17 protein-coding genes and 1 tRNA gene are annotated in these 17537 nt (G+C 60.3%); 10 read left to right on the plus strand and 8 right to left on the minus strand.

The window, feature by feature from the left end:
* Window positions 1–156 precede the first annotated feature (156 nt).
* Window positions 157–567, minus strand: a complete 411-nt coding sequence (locus M0654_RS14100) for a DUF1515 domain-containing protein (protein ID WP_248683678.1) — start codon at window positions 565–567, stop codon at window positions 157–159.
* 396 nt (window positions 568–963) lie between these two features.
* Between M0654_RS14100 and M0654_RS14105 the strand changes: the two genes are divergently transcribed.
* A complete protein-coding gene (locus M0654_RS14105) occupies window positions 964–1983 on the plus strand; it encodes a hypothetical protein (RefSeq protein WP_248683679.1) in 1020 nt (339 codons plus the stop codon).
* Between the two features lie 394 nt (window positions 1984–2377).
* Here M0654_RS14105 and M0654_RS14110 read toward each other — a convergent pair whose 3' ends face one another.
* From M0654_RS14110 to M0654_RS14130, 5 genes are all read right to left on the minus strand, one after another.
* Window positions 2378–2620 carry a hypothetical protein gene (locus M0654_RS14110; protein ID WP_248683719.1) on the minus strand — a complete coding sequence of 81 codons (243 nt, stop codon included), beginning with the start codon at window positions 2618–2620 and terminating at the stop codon, window positions 2378–2380.
* A complete protein-coding gene (locus M0654_RS14115) occupies window positions 2620–2823 on the minus strand; it encodes a hypothetical protein (RefSeq protein ID WP_248683680.1) in 204 nt (67 codons plus the stop codon). The genes M0654_RS14110 and M0654_RS14115 overlap by 1 nt, the downstream gene beginning before the upstream one ends.
* Window positions 2820–3533: a hypothetical protein gene (locus tag M0654_RS14120; RefSeq protein WP_248683681.1), complete on the minus strand. Its 714-nt coding sequence runs from the start codon at window positions 3531–3533 to the stop codon at window positions 2820–2822. The genes M0654_RS14115 and M0654_RS14120 overlap by 4 nt, the downstream gene beginning before the upstream one ends.
* A 125-nt stretch (window positions 3534–3658) precedes the next feature.
* Window positions 3659–4507 (minus strand): FkbM family methyltransferase, encoded by an 849-nt coding sequence (locus tag M0654_RS14125; protein ID WP_248683682.1) that lies wholly within the window; start codon window positions 4505–4507, stop codon window positions 3659–3661.
* A 67-nt stretch (window positions 4508–4574) separates the two neighbouring features.
* Window positions 4575–6797 (minus strand): hypothetical protein, encoded by a 2223-nt coding sequence (locus M0654_RS14130; RefSeq protein WP_248683683.1) that lies wholly within the window; start codon window positions 6795–6797, stop codon window positions 4575–4577.
* A 13-nt stretch (window positions 6798–6810) separates the two neighbouring features.
* Between M0654_RS14130 and M0654_RS14135 the strand changes: the two genes are divergently transcribed.
* Complete coding sequence (locus M0654_RS14135) at window positions 6811–7008, plus strand: hypothetical protein (protein ID WP_248683684.1); 198 nt, start codon at window positions 6811–6813, stop codon at window positions 7006–7008.
* A gap of 214 nt (window positions 7009–7222) precedes the next feature.
* Entirely contained in the window at window positions 7223–8413 is a 1191-nt protein-coding gene (locus M0654_RS14140; protein ID WP_248683685.1) for a hypothetical protein, read from the plus strand.
* A 167-nt stretch (window positions 8414–8580) separates the two neighbouring features.
* Here M0654_RS14140 and M0654_RS14145 read toward each other — a convergent pair.
* Window positions 8581–8656 (minus strand) — tRNA-Lys (locus M0654_RS14145).
* Window positions 8657–8857: 201 nt separating this feature from the next.
* Here M0654_RS14145 and M0654_RS14150 point away from each other — a divergent pair.
* Window positions 8858–9610 carry a cytochrome c biogenesis CcdA family protein gene (locus tag M0654_RS14150; protein ID WP_248683686.1) on the plus strand — a complete coding sequence of 251 codons (753 nt, stop codon included), beginning with the start codon at window positions 8858–8860 and terminating at the stop codon, window positions 9608–9610.
* A gap of 8 nt (window positions 9611–9618) precedes the next feature.
* Window positions 9619–10581 (plus strand): AEC family transporter, encoded by a 963-nt coding sequence (locus M0654_RS14155; protein ID WP_248683687.1) that lies wholly within the window; start codon window positions 9619–9621, stop codon window positions 10579–10581.
* Here the strand turns inward: M0654_RS14155 and M0654_RS14160 are convergent.
* Complete coding sequence (locus M0654_RS14160; RefSeq protein ID WP_248683688.1) at window positions 10558–11763, minus strand: UbiH/UbiF family hydroxylase; 1206 nt, start codon at window positions 11761–11763, stop codon at window positions 10558–10560. The genes M0654_RS14155 and M0654_RS14160 overlap by 24 nt on opposite strands.
* Window positions 11764–11939: 176 nt before the next feature.
* On the opposite strand from M0654_RS14160, the gene pcsA reads away from it, so the two are divergent.
* The 5 genes from pcsA to M0654_RS14185 all read left to right on the plus strand — a co-directional run bounded on the left by pcsA (window position 11940) and on the right by M0654_RS14185 (window position 17530).
* Window positions 11940–12677 (plus strand): phosphatidylcholine synthase, encoded by a 738-nt coding sequence (gene pcsA / locus M0654_RS14165; RefSeq protein ID WP_248683720.1) that lies wholly within the window; start codon window positions 11940–11942, stop codon window positions 12675–12677.
* A 169-nt stretch (window positions 12678–12846) separates the two neighbouring features.
* A complete protein-coding gene (locus M0654_RS14170; protein WP_248683689.1) occupies window positions 12847–14421 on the plus strand; it encodes an ABC transporter ATP-binding protein in 1575 nt (524 codons plus the stop codon).
* Window positions 14411–15499 carry an ABC transporter permease gene (locus M0654_RS14175; RefSeq protein ID WP_248683690.1) on the plus strand — a complete coding sequence of 363 codons (1089 nt, stop codon included), beginning with the start codon at window positions 14411–14413 and terminating at the stop codon, window positions 15497–15499. The genes M0654_RS14170 and M0654_RS14175 overlap by 11 nt, the downstream gene beginning before the upstream one ends.
* Window positions 15499–16413, plus strand: a complete 915-nt coding sequence (locus M0654_RS14180) for an ABC transporter permease (protein WP_248683691.1) — start codon at window positions 15499–15501, stop codon at window positions 16411–16413. The genes M0654_RS14175 and M0654_RS14180 overlap by 1 nt, the downstream gene beginning before the upstream one ends.
* A 43-nt stretch (window positions 16414–16456) precedes the next feature.
* Window positions 16457–17530, plus strand: coding sequence for a BMP family ABC transporter substrate-binding protein (locus M0654_RS14185; protein WP_248683692.1), 1074 nt, complete (start codon window positions 16457–16459; stop codon window positions 17528–17530).
* The last annotated feature ends 7 nt before the right edge of the window (window positions 17531–17537 follow it).

Below are 17537 nucleotides of genomic sequence, written 5' to 3' on the forward strand. Positions count from 1 at the left end.
GTCGGTTTTGGCTATCCTCAGTGTCGGAAGAAAGGTGGTGAGAGCGCAGGGATTCGAACCCTGGACCTACTGATTAAAAGTCAGGTTAGGATCGAACTTTCTCAATCACTTGCGGGGAGGGCGACGTGGAACTATGAAGCCTTACGTGCTTTCCCGTTAATCGATGCGGAGCCACTTCCGGACGATCGTCACGGCCGCTTCACCCATGTAGATCAGGACGCTGGCGCCGGTGACGCCGATCGCGACCAGCAGCGCGGAGAAGCCCCAGCCTAGCGTCTTGATCCTCTTCCAGTCCTCGAGCGAGGGCTGCACTGCCTGATGGTTTTCTTCGACCTTCGTCGTCAGCTGCGAGATAACATCCCGCTGCTGTGTGACCGTTTGACCGGAAAGGATGACCGTTGTTTCCATCTCGTTGATCCGGTTGGTCTGGTCGTCGAGGCGCGCATGGATCCTGGAGCGGTTTTCCCGCGCGGCCTCGCGCTCATCGTTGAAGTCCTCCCGAAGTTGCCGGAAGGCCTCGCCGAGCCGGCCGAGCTCCCGCATGATATCTTCGTTGGATGTAGCCACAGCGCGCTCCGGATCTCGATGCTGCAGACTACATCGATCGCGCTATGGTCAAATGCTCAGCCACTAACCATGCGAGCAAATCGCGGTAGCCATATTTGGTGTCAGATCAAGTGCCGGCATTCTGATAAGAGCGCATCATGGCTGTCTTCCAGCGCGCGGAGATAGGATAAAAGCCGAACCACACCTGCGGCCGCACTCGACCGCGAACAATGCCGTTGCGCTCGGGCAGACATTGCTCGACGATGCTTAAGGAGGATGGCGAGCATGCCATCTTCCTGGGGATCTACGAGAACCCCCGCATTGCGGGCGGGATCGTCGCCAAACGGTTCAATACGACACGAATGTATAAAATATCGAGGGGGCGCAAGGCGCCGTGCACAATAGCAGGAGGAGTGTTTGAGCATAGATCGTATCGGAACCAAGGGACGATGCGTCTTCTGTGGGGAAAAGCTTTTCAAGAAAAACGAAGAGCATGTGATCCCAAAATGGGCAATGCGAGAAACGGGAACCACTGGAACGGCGAGGCCCTTCTATGCAAAGCTGCACTCAAGCCGGGGCTATATACGCGTTCATGAACCGTGGCGAAAGCTAACAGTGCCAGCTCACCAATCTTGTAATTCGGAATTTTCACAACTTGAGAATTTAGCAAGAACTGCATTGCTAGCCATCCAAAGCGGCGACGAGGTAACGCCTCGCCAACTAGGCCAGTTCGCCGACTGGATAGATAAAGTGAGGGTGGGATTTTGGTGGTGGGTCGTCTCCCGCAGTGGGAATCCGCTAAACGTTCCAATGACTTTTGGGATTGCGGACAGACTCGGGACGAAAGACAGATTGATCCGCGTTTCGCTACTAGACTGCACGACAGAAGGTTTGAATATATTAGGTGCGAGTTCGTTGGGTTTTCAAAACCAACCGTCTGCATTCGCGCTTCGATTCAACAACGTTCTGGTGCTCTCTGTCTCGTCAGATTTCATCTTGGCGGAACGGATGGGTTACGCATATCCCACCCACTGGAACCATAGTTCAGACGGGCTGATCGAAATAGAGTTGGCCGAAGGGCGCGGCGCCCCTCGAATCCCGATCTTCCCCCGATTGTTCGGCATCCCCGGGACGGCCGCCTACCAGACACTTTCTGGTCCGGACAAGTCTCCGCTTATGGTGGTCGATAACGAGCAAGTTAAGCCGTTTCCAACATCTAGGTTTGGGTCACGATGGCAGAATATTTCCGTGAGTGGCGCGTGCGCTTTGCTTGAGATGGAGGTTCGTGCTTACCAATGGCTGCTTCTGCAACAATCAGCAGCGCAGGGAGCTAAAATCTCGCCGGTCTTCCGTGACTTGGTGCTAACCGAACACAATAAAACAATATCGGCCATTTCTCGTGCTTATTTCGATCGAGCGCTGCCAGTCTTGAGGTGAAGCCGAGCTCCCATCGCCTTATGGCGAGGTGGGTTTGCGCCTCGTGTAGCGGATCAGAAGGGACAGAGGCGGTAGGACGCCTCACTAGACTGATGGATCTTTCCATCAGGGGAAATACGCCATGAAGGGTGAAGATGACGATTTCCCGCCTAGGGAGCCGCTGTAGCTCTGGACGCCATGGACAGCCGCGTTGATGGCATCGCGGCCAGTTCTCAGGGGTGTCCGTGTGGCGGTGAAGGTTCTGGTAACCATGCGGAGCTCCTACTTCCTACAGCCGGGATCGGCTCGGCACTGCTTGTTGTTCGACGAGATGGCAGGACCAGCCGCGCCGTCCTGAGAGGCGGCACGGGCCGCGGCCGGATCGGCGAAGGTCACCAGCTGATAGCCGGAGCCCTCAGTCGCAGGATTGCTCTGGCAGGCCGCTGTCACGCATGAACACAAGGCAACGATCGCGAGGCGAAAGCTTCTTGAAATCTGCATTGTTTCTCTCCAGTTGCCCGACGCGCTCGATCGCGCGCTTGCCTTCCTCGATCGCGGCCGCGTCGCGCTCGATCGACTGGCCGTACTTGCAGGCCGGCACGGTGGCGAGCGCCACGCCGATCAGGATGCCGGGGATAAGCTTCAGCCAGGCCAGCATCACTTGGCCCACCCCAGCTTGCGGGCCAGTATGTAGCAGATCTCGGAGGCCGCGCCGGCGGCGACCCCGATGCCAACCTCAATGGCCTGCTGCAGGTCGACGTCGTCGGCAATCTGCAGGCCGACGTCCGGAGCAATCAGCCCCTTCGCTATCAATGCGCCTGCGCGGTAACGCAGGCCGATCCGGATCAGAACAGCGGTCATCGGCTGCCCCCGAACAACTTGATCAGGGCGGCAAAGAGCTTCGCCCAGGCCGACGGCTCCGGCACGGGGGAGAAATCGGTCATAGCGGGCGGCGTAGGGCCAGAGTTTTCCGGCTTGGCAATCGGTGTCGGGGCATGGCGGATTTCCTCTTTTGCCGCCTGCAGCACCGTTCGGAGCATGGCTTCCACCATCTCCGGCGTGATCAGTGACTTGTTCAGGCCGTCGCCGGCGTAATAGCTCTGGCCTCGGCGGACTTGGCGGTGGGCACCCTTGCAGTCAGCAAGAACCGGGAAGCTTGCCCACTCCTGAGCCAGGGCCTTGCCAAAGGCGATGATCGCTGTTCTGCCGTCGATGAAGTCGTTGTAGCCGCGGCGGAGGAGGAGGTAGTAGGCGAGGCGATCCTGCAGGGGGCCGTTGAAAGGCACATCGCCGCGGAGCGCCGGGATCTCCTTGGCGATGCCAATGAGGGTGGCGCGCATGAACTGACCTGCGCCAGCCGCGCTCGACTTGAAGCGCTTTGTCCAGTCGGCCTGGGCGTCGATCACTTCGCCGAGCGACATCGAGGTAAGGGGCTTTGGTAGCTTGGACTGGTTGTGCCCGTAGATCACCTCGTAGCAGGCCGGACGGTTCTTGCCGGTTTCCGTCCTGTAGATGAATTCGAGCAGCAGCATGGCGTGTGCCGGCACTGCGATTGGCAGGATCTTTGTCATGGAAACGGCCCCAGCTTTGAAACTGGAGCCGATGGTAAGGCCGAAGGGGTGGCGTCAAATGATGGACGGGCTCAGATACATCTTTGACGGCAACTGCATGGCCGGCTTCGGGTGTGTGTCCCTCCCTAGTGAGGCATCATCGCTATCAGGCCTGCAGCCTTTCTCTTCGTCTCAGCCGATGCTTCCTTCGCTACGGCGGCATTGATGTTGCGCTGCCAATAGGCGGCGCAGATCCGAAGGATGTTTCTGTTTGCCAGCTCAGATTCCCGCACAAAAAGGATGTTGTGCTGCCAGCGATGCCGTTGGATGTCCCGCAGGATTGGCACGAGCCCAACGGTGGCGAGGCGGTCTACGACTTCCATATCAAGGATCTGCCCCTCCCAGCGCTTCTGCCCCTCAAGCTCCGCAAAAAGCGCTACGCAGTTCGTCAATGCCTTCGGTCCGCCGTCCAAGATCTGCCCGATTGCCCCCTCGACATCGATCCACATAACGTTTCGCTTCGAAGAGACGTTCGAGAAATTGTCAAGACGTACGGCATCCACCTCATACGTTGCAACGCTATCAAGCTCCTTGTAGGTCAGGATGCTGCCCATGGAAGCATACTCGTGATCAGTCCCAGGGACCTGAAATTTAAGCTTGGTATCTTTGTCCGCAATGCACTGGTGCAAGTATTCGATGCCCATTTCCTCGGCCTGCTTCTTGAAGCGAGCTACGACCTTGGGATTGGCCTCGAACGCTACCGCTCGCGCCGTCGGTAGCCGTGGCTTGATGCGTCTCGAGAAATCGGCGGCATGAGCACCGATCTCCAGGCAAACGTCAGGCTTAAGCTCAGCTACGATGTCCACGACAACTTCTGCTAGGTCGTGAACTGTCCTCGTTCGAGCAGGCCGATGCTCGGCCTTATCCGACGGCAAGGCGCTGATAAGCATGGCCTCCTGAATGCCCAAAATGAACTTCGCGTAGTCGTTGCTCATTACCCCTCCTAAAACTTGTAAGGGAGATCATGCACAACCGTATGAAGCCTTGCAACGACTTTTCGATTTAGGCCGCCAGATACGAAAAACTTCCTCTGAGCACAGATGTGCTGGTCAGATTTGCATCCGTCACAGCCGCGCGGCCTGTCGCGGCATTTTGGTAGAGCGTCATGACACCAGAGGTGAAGCAAACTCCCATGACAGGTGATGTAAGCCCGGCCATTCCCTGAGCCATCAAGTCAGCGGTCCCGTTATTGCTTGCGGGTGCAACCGGGAGATCAATGGTGACATTGCCCGTGAGAGATCCCTTGGCTGTCAATTCGAGGATGAATTCGATCGTGATGACGTCGCCTGTTCGCTTCCATGCCCCTGAGCGTTGGGCAGAATACACGATGCCGGTCGAAGCATTGTTGATCTTCAAAGTCGGCGAGAAGGTCCCTTCGTCGCGGATTACCGCCATCGTCTGTACACGTGGGTTCCCGCTGATCTGATACTCCTTCTCGACTGTCCTGTTCCGCGCGCGGATACGCCATGAATAGTTGTCCAGCATCTGGATCTGTACAGCTGCGAAGGCCGGGAACGCCACCCCATTCAGATCAGCGATTATGGGGAAATTTGCTGCCGCGAACTGCACGAACGTCTCGTCGGTAGCGGTCATGTAATCAAGAAGATCCCCCAGGCCCGTAAACGCTCCTCCTGTCGCGGGGTTGGTGAGAGAAACTAGGCGCCCATTTCTGAAGGGCGATATGACGCTCCCGAAAGATCCGACTGCCCTGTCTTGGATGTCAACCGAGTCCTCCCCTGCAGAAAACCACTCGATGATAACCCGGGACATCGCGTCGTTGTTCACTACAGCCCCGGATCTAAGCATCGCGAGAGTGAAGACACGGTTGTCGCTGGTGATGAACCCGCCCTCACACTCTATGCGAGCGACCGTGGGTGGTGATGGTAAATCTTCAATGATTGCTTTGAGATCGGAAGCTTTGATCAGAGCTTCCGTTAACTGGCGGCCCTTGAAATCGAACACCTTTACGCCGTGGGTCGAGTAACCCAGTTCGGGTTGAGCCGGATCCCAGTACCCCCCCACTGTGTGGATGATATAATCTTCGGCCAGCACCAAGCCCTGCGATTTCGGGAAGGTGTTCGTGATGGCGGCGGCCATTGCTCCAGAGTTGGCTGTTCCGGAGATGTTATCAGCATCGTTGCCCGTGCCCGCAATGCCGAAGTCGACAATCCCTTTTGCTGCGTAGGTCTCGTCGTAGAAGGTATGCAGATACTTCCGACGAACGCTCACCGGCGCACCGCTGCTTTCGACCAGCCGGCGGCGTCCTCGACCTGCAAGTTGAACCTTCAGTGGGACCGAGAAAAGCGAGCCGCCGCTCGGGTTTGCCAGCCGCGTCATTGTTGCCGGAAGAGTGGTGACGTTATAGCGCCCGATCTGGTTAGAGCCGTTGCCCATCCCGATATCAAGATAACGGGTGCTTCCGTCATACCAAATCACTGCGCCCTCATTGTACTGAGCGCCGGCGGAGAAGCACGATATATAGGGACCTGGGACTAGGCCATCCGGCGTGTCTACGGCCTGCCGCACCTCAATCCAGCACCAGTCGTTAAGCCCCGAGCCTGGGTTTTTAAGGAAGAAAAACTGCCCGGCTCGCTCATCCAGCAAAACACCTTGATCGTAGAAGCCGTTGTAGTTGTACTGCTCGACGAGAGTAGGCGCGTCAGGAAAGCCGCCTGGCAGGATCGCATGAATTCTCATCCTGTGGCGGTTCTGAAAGTCCGGCCGAAGACCTTGCTTAACCGTGCTGCCGAGCCTGCGATAACCGACATCCTCGCTGCGATACCATGTCCTTCCATCAGCCGACGTGAAGTTGTCGGCGCTGCCGTTGTCCTGGTCGATGAACAGCCCGCCAAGGCCATCGCCCGCAACAACGTCGCCACGCAAGTCGACGGCTTTGATTATTTCAGGGATTGATGCCGCCGCGGCATCCGCTCTGGCGTCGAAAGCAAACCGACCGCTTGCCGCACCGATCGCAGCCGCCGCGGCCGCCTCGGCACGTCCTGCGCTGACCTCATCCGAGGGCCTATTCAAAAGCTTCCCATGCATATCCCAGCCGAGCAGGCTGGACTGGTCCGGGCTAGGTAGTGTCTGCTTAGCAGCGCCGAAATCTACTTTCAGGGCGCGGTCAATGTCCCGGGCGTGCTCCTGCTGAATGATTTTGGTTCGATCGAGTTCATCGTCCGTCAGTTTGCTGTTGAACTTGCCGTCCCTGACGATGGAGCCCACCCAGGACGCCTTGATGCAGCGCGCCATGGATGCGCTGGCAGACATGCGGGCAGGCCGGGAAGCGCTCGAGGCGCTGGAGCGTCACCAGATGCAGGTGCGCATGGCGCGCTCATCCTTCATCGTCGAGGCCGCTGCCTCGTTGGCCGAGCTCCGTTCTGGCCGACCGCTGATGGATCTTCTCACCTGCGACCGCCTCGAGGCGGTTGGCTGATCTTCAATTGGCGTCCCCCGCCGCAACGGGGACGCCAAAGGCGGGGCGGGAGTGACGATGTTACCCCCACGGCGGACCTCAAGCCCCGCCTGATCTCTCCCCGGCAGAACTCCTCCCTGCCGTTACCGTAGCCGAGAGAAGGCGGCTCCGGCACCTGGGCCCGCCGGCGTGTGTATCGAGTTGCCGGCGGGCTTTTCTATGGAAAGGTGTTTCGATGACAATCAAGATCAAGCATGTCGAATGGCGCGACGGCCGCCCGCGCTTCCGCCCGGGCAAGGCAATGCAAGCCATGGGCTACAAGTCGGCCGACCTGAAGCATGCCGACGGCCGCTGGTACAGCCAGGGCGAAGCGCTCGACTGGTCGAATAACCTTGTCGCGGAACTCGAGCAGCGCCGGCTCAACGAACCGATGGTGACTGCGCCGCCGGCGTCGATCGCCGCGCCGACCGTGATCCAGAAAGTCTCGGTCTATCCTCTTTCCCGCCTCATGGAAGACTGGCTCCGGAGCCCTCGCGTGCTCACCAAGGCGCCAGCGACGGTGAAGGACTATAAGCAGAAGGCGCGGGTGTTGGAGAACTGGGATCCGGATCTCTGGGCTTCGGAAGTGGCCGCGCTCGACCAGGTTATCTGCTTCGGGCTCTATGAGGAGCTCTGGCAAGCGAAGGGGCTGGCGACAGCCCGCGGCGCGATGACCATCCTCGGCATGGCAATCAAGTGGGGCATGCGCTCCGGCCGCGTGAAGGGGTTGACGATCAACCCGGCGCGGGATCTCGACATGCAGCAGCCGCCTCCGCGTGCGCGCTTCATCACCCGGGAGGAGTTCGACCACCTGGTGAAAACGGCCGAAGGTCCGCCGTTCCGCCGGATCGACTTCGCCGACATGCTTTACTGTGGCGTCTGGACCAGCCAGCGCCAGTACGACCGGTTGCACCTGCAACTGGGCGCCTTCAAGAACGGCCGCTTCGTGTTGCGCCAGAACAAGACGGGCGCGATCGTCAACCCGCCGGTCGCAAAGCCCTACCAGAAGCGCCTGGACGCAGCGGCCATCAGGCGCAAGGAGCAGGGCAAGCTCTCGCCCTTCGCGCACCTCAACGAGGCCACCTGGCAGCCGTGGAACCACTGGACCTATCGCAACCTGTTCTCCGAAATCCGCGCCAAGGCCGGCGAAACCATGCCGAGCTGCAAGACGATCATGGAAAAGGATCTGCGCGCCACGGGCGTTACCTGGATGGCGCTGGCCGGTAACACCCTGCCGCAGATCTGCGCCGTGTCTGGGCACTCGCTGCAGGGCGCACACATGATCCTGAAGCACTACCTCGCGCTTCATCCGGAGATGGCGACGACGGCGATCGGCAACCTTGTTACCTGGTACGACGGTGGCGGCAGCACCACCATGGCGATTTAGCCGCTAGTTAGCAGCAGGATGTAGTCGGCCGACAGCCGTTGTTGATCATGCACGCGCGCGTGAAGAAGAGTTCCAAGCGTGGAATTACCGTGGAACAGTTTGGAATTGTGGCTATTCCACCGACACATCAGGAAAACGAAAGAACCGTTTGTTTTCCTGATGGTGAGTGGTGAGAGCGAAGGGGTTCGAACCCTTGACCTACTGATTAAAAGTCAGTTGCTCTACCGACTGAGCTACGCTCTCCCATGGCCGCGGCGAGCGCTTGCCTGAAAGTGCGCGGAACATATGCAGGCGCCCTTGTGGGGTCAACCGCAAAAACAGCAAAAATGTGGGCGGCCCCTCCTTTTTCCACGGGGCCGTCGAAAAGGTGATTGGCAAAGTTCCGCCCGACCCATTACCTGACGCCTTGGTGGGCGCGGTAGCGTCACCAAGTCGGAGCGTGACGTGTCGATTGCCGAAATTTCCTTGTTAAGTGCGCTGATTGCCGGTGCGCTTTCGTTTCTTTCTCCTTGCGTACTCCCACTCGTGCCGCCGTATCTCTGTTACATGGCGGGCATTTCCGTCGACCAGTTCCGGGGCGGCACGTCAGGCGCGGTCGCCGAATCGTCGGCGCGACGCGCCGTCTTGCCCGCCGCTTTGGCTTTCACGCTCGGTTTTGCTACCGTCTTCGTCGCCCTCGGTGCTGGCGCCTCGACAATCGGCGTTTTGCTGCGACAGCATCTCGATCTCCTATCGAAGATCGGCGGCATCATCATCATCATCATGGGCCTGAATTTTCTCGGGGTGCTGCGCATCGGCATGCTGTCTCGCGAGGCGCGCTTTCAGGGGGGCGGGCAACCTGCCACGCTATCCGGCGCCTATGTCATGGGACTTGCCTTCGCCTTTGGCTGGACGCCGTGCATTGGGCCGGTGCTGGGAGCTATCCTTGGCGTCGCCGCGTCGCGGGAGACGGTGGGCGATGGCGCCATCCTGCTCGCGGTCTACTCCCTTGGCCTCGCGGTGCCGTTCTGGATCGCCGCAGGTTTCTCTGGCGCATTCATGCGCTTCCTCGCGAAGTTCCGTCGGCATCTCGGCCTGGTGGAAAAGGCAATGGGGGTGTTCTTGATCCTGACGGGCCTTGCCTTCATCTTCGGTTTTGTCACCTCCGCGGCCATCTGGTTCCAGCAGACCTTCCCAATCCTGATGCAAATCGGCTAACGGGACTGATGGCTGATATCATCGCATTGCTTCTGCCCTTTTTCGGGCTGATCCTCATCGGTTACGTCGCAGCCAAGGTGACGCGGCAGCCGGCAGAGGCGCTCGGCTGGATGAACACCTTCATCATTTACGCGGCCTTGCCGGCGCTGTTCTTCAAGCTCGTTTCCCGTACGCCGGTCGAAGAGTTGACGCGGATCGACTTCATCCTTGGCGAGGTTGGCGCAACCTATCTCGTGTTCTTCACGCTGTTTGCCATTGGCTACGTCATCCGCCGCAACTCACTCGGCGATTGCACGATCCAGTCCTTAGCCGGCGCTTATGGCAATATCGGTTACATGGGGCCCGGGCTGGCGCTGCTTGCGCTCGGCGAATCTGCCGCGGTGCCGGTGGCGCTGATCGTGTGTTTCGAGAACGCCTTCCATTTCATCATGGCGCCGGCGTTGATGGCCGTCGCAGGCGGCGACAAGCGTCCGGCCGGAGAGGTCGCGATCGATATTGCCAAGAAGGTCGCGGTGCACCCGTTCATCCTGTCGACCGTTTTCGGCTTTGCGTTTGCGGCCTTTGCCGTGGAACCGCCAGACGCGTTCAGCACGCTTGTGGATTACCTGGCACAGGCCGCAGCACCCTGCGCCCTGTTCGCCATGGGTGTGACGCTGGCGCTACGGCCGATCAAGCGCGTGCCGGTCGAGATCGGTTACATTTCGCTCGCTAAACTCGTCATCCTGCCGGCAACGACCTATGTGGTGCTGTCGCTTGTCGGCAGTTTCGAGCCGGTCTGGGTCTACTCCGCGATCCTGTTGTCGGCGCTGCCAACGGCCACGAACGTCTTCGTGCTCGGACAACAATATGGCGTGTGGCAGGAGAGGGCGTCCGCCAGCATCCTCATCACGACGATTCTGTCTGTCGCGACACTACCGGTGGTGCTCTACCTCATCCACTCCGGTGCCTTACCGGCGGACCTCTTTCCGTAAGGACTCCATCACCGCCCGCAGCCCACGTCCGGGCTCGATACCTTCGCGCATCAGCAGGTTTCGGAGCGGCGGTGCGTTTGTCAGCACATGCAAGCCTGCGGCGCGGACCATCTGGGTCGGCAGGAAATCCGACAACAGCGAACGGTTGAGGAGATCGACACCCAGGGTGCGGGTCATCACGTCGGCGCGGCGGCGGCTGTTGAAGTGGTCGCCGGCATCGGCACGGATGGCGCGGTCCGCGGCGCCCGTCGCGAACTCGTCGTGAAGGGTAATGATATCGCGCAGCGACAGGTTCAGTCCCTGCGCGCCAATCGGCGGGAAGGCGTGAGCCGCCTCACCGATCAGGGCCAAGCGTCCCTTGCCGAAGCGATCCGCCATCAGGCTGGAGAGTGGCCACGCCTGCGGCGCGGCTTCCACTGTCACCTTGCCCAGCATCGACTGCATGCGCTCCTCAACGCGGCGCGAAAGCTCCTCAATCGACAACTGGAGAAGCTCTTCGGCCTGTTTCGGCTTCACCACCCAGACCAGGCTAGAGCGGGAGCCGGGAAGGGGCACCTGCGTGAAGGGGCCGCTCTCGGTATGGAACTCGGTGGAGATATTGCCGTGTCCCAGCGAATGGCCGAAGTTCAACACAAGCGCGGTCTGGGGATATGACCAGCGCCGGGTGCCAATGCCAGCAGCCTCGCGCGCCTTGGAATTACGGCCATCGGCAGCCACGACGAACTTGGTTTCGAATACCGAGCCGTCATTGAGCGTCAGCGCCACCTTGTCGGATCCGAAGTCGTAGCTCTTAACCTCGCCGTCGTGCCGCTCGATGTTCGGCTCGGCCGAGACAGCGGCGTCGAGCACATCCAGAAGCGCGTGGTTTGGCATGTTATAGCCGAAGGCATAGAGCCCAACATCCTGTGCCCGGAACTGCGCCGTCGGCGCCCTCAGCAAGCGCCGCGTACCATCGATGATCTGCATAACGGAAAGCGGTGCGGCAGACGGAGCGATGTCCTGCCAGACGCCCAGCCGATCAAGGAACTGGATGGAATGGTCCATCAACGCGGTGGTCCGTTGGTCGTTCGGGCTCGTCGGGGGCGCAATGGCCAGAACCTTGCGGCCAGCCCGTGCCAGCGCCAGTGCGGCGACCGACCCTGCCAGCCCTCCACCCACAACTGCGATTTCCAAACCTTGCATACCGGTCGTCCTGCTTTGCATTCCTGAACAGGGCGTTATGTAGAACGCCGCGGCAGCCTTATCCATGGGGTAGCGTGCCGCATTGGTGAAAAGGCTGGGATGGCTGGCGCAGCGCGCCGCAGACGGTTGCAATGTCACCTGTTTGGCCGCATACCTGCCGAACTGTCGAGGAGTGGATGCAGGGCGTGATCAGACGAATCTTCAATTATCGTAAGGTGCCCTACGCGGAAATCCGTGCCTTCTCCGTCCATCTATTGACCGCGTCCGGGTCGTTCCTGGCGTTCCTCGGGGTTGTGGCTGCGGCGGAGCGGCGTTTCGTCGACATGTTCTGGTGGCTTGGGCTCGCGCTTCTGGTTGACGGCATCGATGGCCCGATTGCACGCAAGGTGAAGGTCAAGGAAGTCCTGCCGAACTGGTCGGGCGACACGCTCGACAACATCATCGACTACGTCACCTATGTGCTGCTGCCGGCGTTTGCGCTCTACCAAAGCGGCATGATCGGTGAGCCATGGTCCTTTGTCGCGGCCGGTGCGATCGTCGTGTCGAGTGCAGTCTATTATGCAGACATGGGCATGAAGACGGACGAATATTTCTTCTCCGGCTTCCCCGTCGTCTGGAACATGGTGATCTTTACGCTCTTCGTAATCGACGCGAGCGCCACAAGCTCGCTTGCCGTGGTTTCGATCGCCGTTATCCTCACCTTCTTCCCAATCAACTTCCTGCATCCGGTCCGCGTCAAACGGCTGAGGCCGCTCAACCTTGCGGTCGGCTTTATCTGGTGTGCGCTCGGCGGTTACTCGCTGCTGCTGCACTTCCAGTCGCCGGACTGGGTCATCTGGGGCGTGGTCATCAGCGGCATCTACCTCTTCTGCATTGGCGGCATCCTGCAGGCTTTTCCAAACCTTGGAAAATGACGTGTGGTGTTAAGTAAGCCGCACCTTTGGTGTTGTGCGAAGCAACAAAAACGGTATCAATATGTCATCGGCCGCTCGGGTCCTGCTTGTGAAGCGGCTGCAAAAAACAATGCGCTGTCATGCCATTAAGCCTCGTTAGAAGGTGGCAAAGTCGGCGACAGGGGGTTCGGTGACTTTATCCGCAGGTCCAACAAGCGTTCCGCTTTTGTCGGTCCGAGGTTTGACCAAGCTGTTCGGGAGCTTTGCGGCCTGCAACGGCGTTGATCTCGATATCGCTCCAGGCGAAATCCACGCATTGCTGGGCGAGAACGGCGCGGGCAAGTCCACGCTGGTCAAGATGCTGTTCGGCGTGCTGCAGCCGAGCGCAGGCGAGATCCTCTGGGAGGGTCGCAGCGTCGCCATCAATTCTCCGGGCGAGGCTCGCCAGCTTGGCATCGGGATGGTGTTCCAGCACTTTTCCCTGTTCGAGGCGCTGACGGTTGCCGAAAACATCGCCCTTTCTCTCGACCCGAAGATATCGCTCGCCAAGATTTCCGACGAAGCCGCCGCCTTGTCCAAGGCTTATGGGCTGCCGCTCGATCCGAATGCTCATGTCGCCGACCTTTCCGTGGGCGAACGCCAACGCATCGAGATCGTCCGCGCGCTGCTGCAGAACCCGAAGCTGATCATTCTGGACGAGCCGACCTCGGTCCTGACGCCGCAGGAAGCGGATCGCTTGTTCGAGACCCTGTTCAAGCTGCGGTCGGAAGGGCGCTCGGTGCTTTACATCAGTCACCGGCTCGAGGAAGTGCAGAGGATCTGCGACCGTGCAACGGTTCTACGGCATGGTAAGGTCACCGGTGCGTGCGACCCGAAGCAGGAGACGCCGGGCTCCCTCGCTCGCATGATGGTGGGCTCGGAAGTGGCTCAGGTTCATCGTGATGGCAATGCCGCGCTTGGTGAGGTGGGGCTGGAGGTCAGGAACCTCAGCGTTCCGGCTCGCACACCATTTGCGATGTCCCTGAAGAATATCTCGATGACGGTGCGTGCTGGCGAGGTTCTCGCGGTTGCGGGTGTGGCTGGCAACGGCCAGAGCGAGTTGTTCGACGCGCTATCTGGCGAATTCCCTGTGACCGATGACGCTGCAATCCGTATCCGCGGCAAGGCTGTCGGTCGCCTGGGTATCAACGGTCGGCGCCTGTTGGGTGCCGGGTTCGTGCCGGAAGAGCGTCACGGGCACGCGGCCGTCTCGGCCATGTCGCTATCGGACAACCTTCTGCTCGCCCGCAGTCGTTCGGACAAGCGGGCGTTTTTGTCGGGCGGTGCGGCCTCGATCATTCGCTATGATGCGATCCGTTCCGCCGCCCGCCGCATCTGCGAAAAGATGGACGTGCGCAAGAGCGGCGACGACCCGCTTGCCGGGTCACTGTCCGGTGGCAACCTGCAGAAATTCATCGTCGGTCGTGAGCTGGATCGGCAGCCGACCGTGCTGATCGTGAACCAGCCGACGTGGGGCGTGGATGCCGGTGCCGCAAGCCGCATCCGCCAAGCCTTGATCGACCTGGCCAAGGCCGGCTCGGCTGTGGTCGTCATCAGCCAGGATCTCGACGAGATCTTCGAGGTGGCGACGAACATCGCGGTGATCTCCGAAGGCAGGCTTTCTCCAGCCGAGCCGGCGGGCTCGCTGACGCTGGAGCGTATCGGACTGTTGATGGGGGGCATTCACGAGAGCCATCCTGTGCCGGAGGCTGCGCATGCGCATTGAACTTCAAAAGCGTGCGCGCGTCTCGACGCTCTTCTCGATCGTATCGCCGATACTGGCTCTTGCTTTGACGCTGGTGTTCGGTGGCATCATGTTCTGGTTGCTCGGCAAAAGCCCGCTCGGAGCGCTCCACAGCTTCTTCATCGAACCTTTGCTGGAAGTATGGTCGCTGCACGAGCTTGCGATCAAGGCTGCGCCGCTGATCCTGATCGGCGTCGGCCTTGCCGTCTGCTACCGGTCGAACAACTGGAATATCGGCGCCGAGGGTCAGTTCACGATCGGCGCAATAACGGGCTCGATCCTGCCGGTGCTGAACCCCGACTGGCACTCGCCGCTGATCCTGCCGCTGATGCTGGTCATGGGCATGCTGGGCGGTGCACTTTATGCCGGAATTCCGGCACTCCTGAAGACAAGGTTCAACACCAATGAAATCCTGACGAGCCTGATGCTCGTCTATATCGCGCAGCTTTTCCTGGACTGGCTGGTGCGTGGGCCGTGGCGCGACCCACAGGGCTATAACTTCCCCCAGACCAAGAGCTTCCAGATCGAAGCCGTCCTGCCGGAAATCCTGGCGTCAGGGCGCGCGCATTGGGCCTTCATCTTCGCCATCATTGCGGCGATCGCGCTCTGGTTCATGATGCGCTTCATGCTGAAGGGCTTTGAAGTGTCTGTGCTTGGCCAGTCGGAGCGGGCAGGGCGTTTCGCCGGTTTTTCGGCACGCAAGATGGTTTGGTTCTCGATGCTGCTGTCCGGCGCCCTGGCGGGTCTCGCGGGTATCTCTGAAGTTTCGGGCTCCATCGGCCACGTGCAGCCGAGCATCTCGCCGGGCTACGGCTTCACCGCGATCATCGTGGCTTTCCTCGGTCGATTGAATCCCTTGGGGATCATTGCTTCCGGCCTCGTTCTTGCACTCACCTACCTTGGGGGAGAGGCAGCACAGCTGTCGATCGGCATTTCGGACAAGGTCAGCCGCGTCTTCCAGGGCCTGCTTCTCTTCTTCGTGCTCTCCTGTGACACGCTGATCCACTACCGCATCCGCTTGCACTTCGGGCGCACAAAACCTGCCGAGGTGGCCGGCTGATGTTTGAAGCGATCCTCCTTACTGTCATCACCGCCTCCACCCCGCTGGTCATCGCCGCGCTTGGCGAGCTGGTGACCGAGCGCGCTGGCGTGCTGAACCTCGGCGTCGAAGGCATGATGATCATGGGCGCCGTTTGCGCCTTCGCCACCGCACAAATCACCGGCTCGCCCTACCTTGGCATCCTCGGCGGCATCCTGGGTGGCGGCCTGTTCTCGCTGCTGTTCGGTTTCCTGACGCTGACGTTGGTCGCCAACCAGGTGGCGACAGGCCTCGCCCTGACGATCCTCGGCCTCGGCCTGTCCGGCCAGATCGGTGAAAGCTTCGTCGGCCAGTCGGGCATCAAGCTGCAGCCGATCGCCATTCCGTTCCTGTCGCAACTGCCGCTTGTCGGTCGGGTGCTCTTCGCGCAGGACCTGACCTTCTACCTGTCGATCGCGCTCGTCATCGGCATCAGCTGGTTCCTGTTCAAGAGCCGTGCAGGGCTGAAGGTCCGGGCGATCGGCGACAACCACGGCTCTGCCCACGCGCTCGGCATCCATGTCATCCGCACACGTTACCTTGCGGTGCTGTTTGGTGGCGCCTGCGCCGGGCTTGCCGGAGCGCAGCTGTCGCTCGTCTACACCCCGCAATGGGTGGAAAACATGTCAGCCGGCCGCGGCTGGATTGCGCTTGCCCTCGTGGTGTTTGCGTCATGGCGGCCATGGCGCGTGCTCGCAGGCGGTTACCTTTTCGGCGCCGTCACCATCGGCCAGCTTCACGCGCAGGCCTTCGGGCTTGGCGTGCCCTCGCAACTTCTGTCCGCACTTCCGTATGCGGCCACTATTGTCGTGCTGATTATCATCTCGCATAATCGCCGCACGACCCTCATCAATACGCCGGCGTCGCTCGGGAAGCCTTTTGTGCCCGAACGGTGACCGCGATACCAGATCACGTGCTTCAGCCAGTAGAGGTTAGGAAATGAAGAAACTGATTATCGCACTTGCCGCATCGGCCGCCCTGCTGGGCGGATTCTCGACCGGCGCCCAGGCCCAGGAAAAGAAGAAGGTCTGTTTCATTTACGTCGGCTCCAAGACGGACGGCGGCTGGACGCAGGCTCATGACATCGGCCGCCAGGAGTTGCAAAAGACGCTGGGCGACAAGATCGAAACGCCTTACCTCGAAAACGTACCGGAAGGTCCGGATGCCGAGCGCGCGATCGAGCGCATGGCTCGTTCCGGCTGCGCGATGATCTTCACGACCTCGTTCGGCTTCATGGACGCCACCGTAAAGGTTGCTGCCAAGTTCCCGGACGTGAAGTTTGAGCATGCGACCGGCTTCAAGGCCGCACCTAACCTCGCGACCTACAACTCACGCTTCTACGAAGGCCGCTACATCCAGGGCCAGATCGCCGCGAAGATGTCGAAGAAGGGTCTTGCCGGCTACATCGCATCCTTCCCGATCCCGGAAGTTGTCATGGGCATCAACGCCTTCGAACTTGGCGCTAAGTCCATCAACCCGAACTTCAAGCTGAAGGTGGTCTGGGCCAACACCTGGTTCGACCCGGGCAAGGAAGCCGACGCAGCCAAGGCTTTGATCGATCAGGGCGTCGACGTCCTGACGCAGCACACGGATACGACGGCTCCAATGCAGGTTGCCGCAGAGCGTGGCATCCCGGCATTCGGCCAGGCTTCCGACATGATCGCGGCCGGCCCGAAGACGCAGTTGACGGCAATCGTCGACACCTGGGGCGCTTATTACATCAAGCGCACGCAGGCGCTTCTCGACGGCACCTGGAAGTCCGAGCAGATCTGGGACGGCCTGAAGGACGGCATCCTGACCATGGCGCCCTACACCAACATGCCTGACGACGTGAAGGCGATGGCGGAAGAAACCGAAGCCAAGATCAAGTCCGGGGAACTGCACCCGTTCACGGGCCCGATCAACAAGCAGGACGGTTCTCCGTGGCTGAAGGCTGGCGAGAAGCCGGAAGACGGCGTGCTGCTCGGCATGAACTTCTACGTCGAAGGCGTGGACGACAAGCTGCCGCAGTAAGCGGACC

This window comes from Neorhizobium turbinariae, assembly GCF_023223505.1.
Lineage (GTDB): Bacteria > Pseudomonadota > Alphaproteobacteria > Rhizobiales > Rhizobiaceae > Neorhizobium > Neorhizobium turbinariae.

Coding starts and splice junctions, on each gene's coding strand:
- M0654_RS14110 (WP_248683719.1), bottom strand. CDS start 2,620: ATGCTGGCCTGGCTGAAGCTTATCCCCGGCATCCTGATCGGCGTGGCG.
- M0654_RS14115 (WP_248683680.1), bottom strand. CDS start 2,823: ATGACCGCTGTTCTGATCCGGATCGGCCTGCGTTACCGCGCAGGCGCA.
- M0654_RS14120 (WP_248683681.1), bottom strand. CDS start 3,533: ATGACAAAGATCCTGCCAATCGCAGTGCCGGCACACGCCATGCTGCTG.
- M0654_RS14125 (WP_248683682.1), bottom strand. CDS start 4,507: ATGAGCAACGACTACGCGAAGTTCATTTTGGGCATTCAGGAGGCCATG.
- M0654_RS14135 (WP_248683684.1), top strand. CDS start 6,811: ATGCAGCGCGCCATGGATGCGCTGGCAGACATGCGGGCAGGCCGGGAA.
- M0654_RS14140 (WP_248683685.1), top strand. CDS start 7,223: ATGACAATCAAGATCAAGCATGTCGAATGGCGCGACGGCCGCCCGCGC.
- M0654_RS14155 (WP_248683687.1), top strand. CDS start 9,619: ATGGCTGATATCATCGCATTGCTTCTGCCCTTTTTCGGGCTGATCCTC.
- M0654_RS14160 (WP_248683688.1), bottom strand. CDS start 11,763: ATGCAAGGTTTGGAAATCGCAGTTGTGGGTGGAGGGCTGGCAGGGTCG.
- pcsA (WP_248683720.1), top strand. CDS start 11,940: ATGCAGGGCGTGATCAGACGAATCTTCAATTATCGTAAGGTGCCCTAC.
- M0654_RS14175 (WP_248683690.1), top strand. CDS start 14,411: ATGCGCATTGAACTTCAAAAGCGTGCGCGCGTCTCGACGCTCTTCTCG.
- M0654_RS14180 (WP_248683691.1), top strand. CDS start 15,499: ATGTTTGAAGCGATCCTCCTTACTGTCATCACCGCCTCCACCCCGCTG.
- M0654_RS14185 (WP_248683692.1), top strand. CDS start 16,457: ATGAAGAAACTGATTATCGCACTTGCCGCATCGGCCGCCCTGCTGGGC.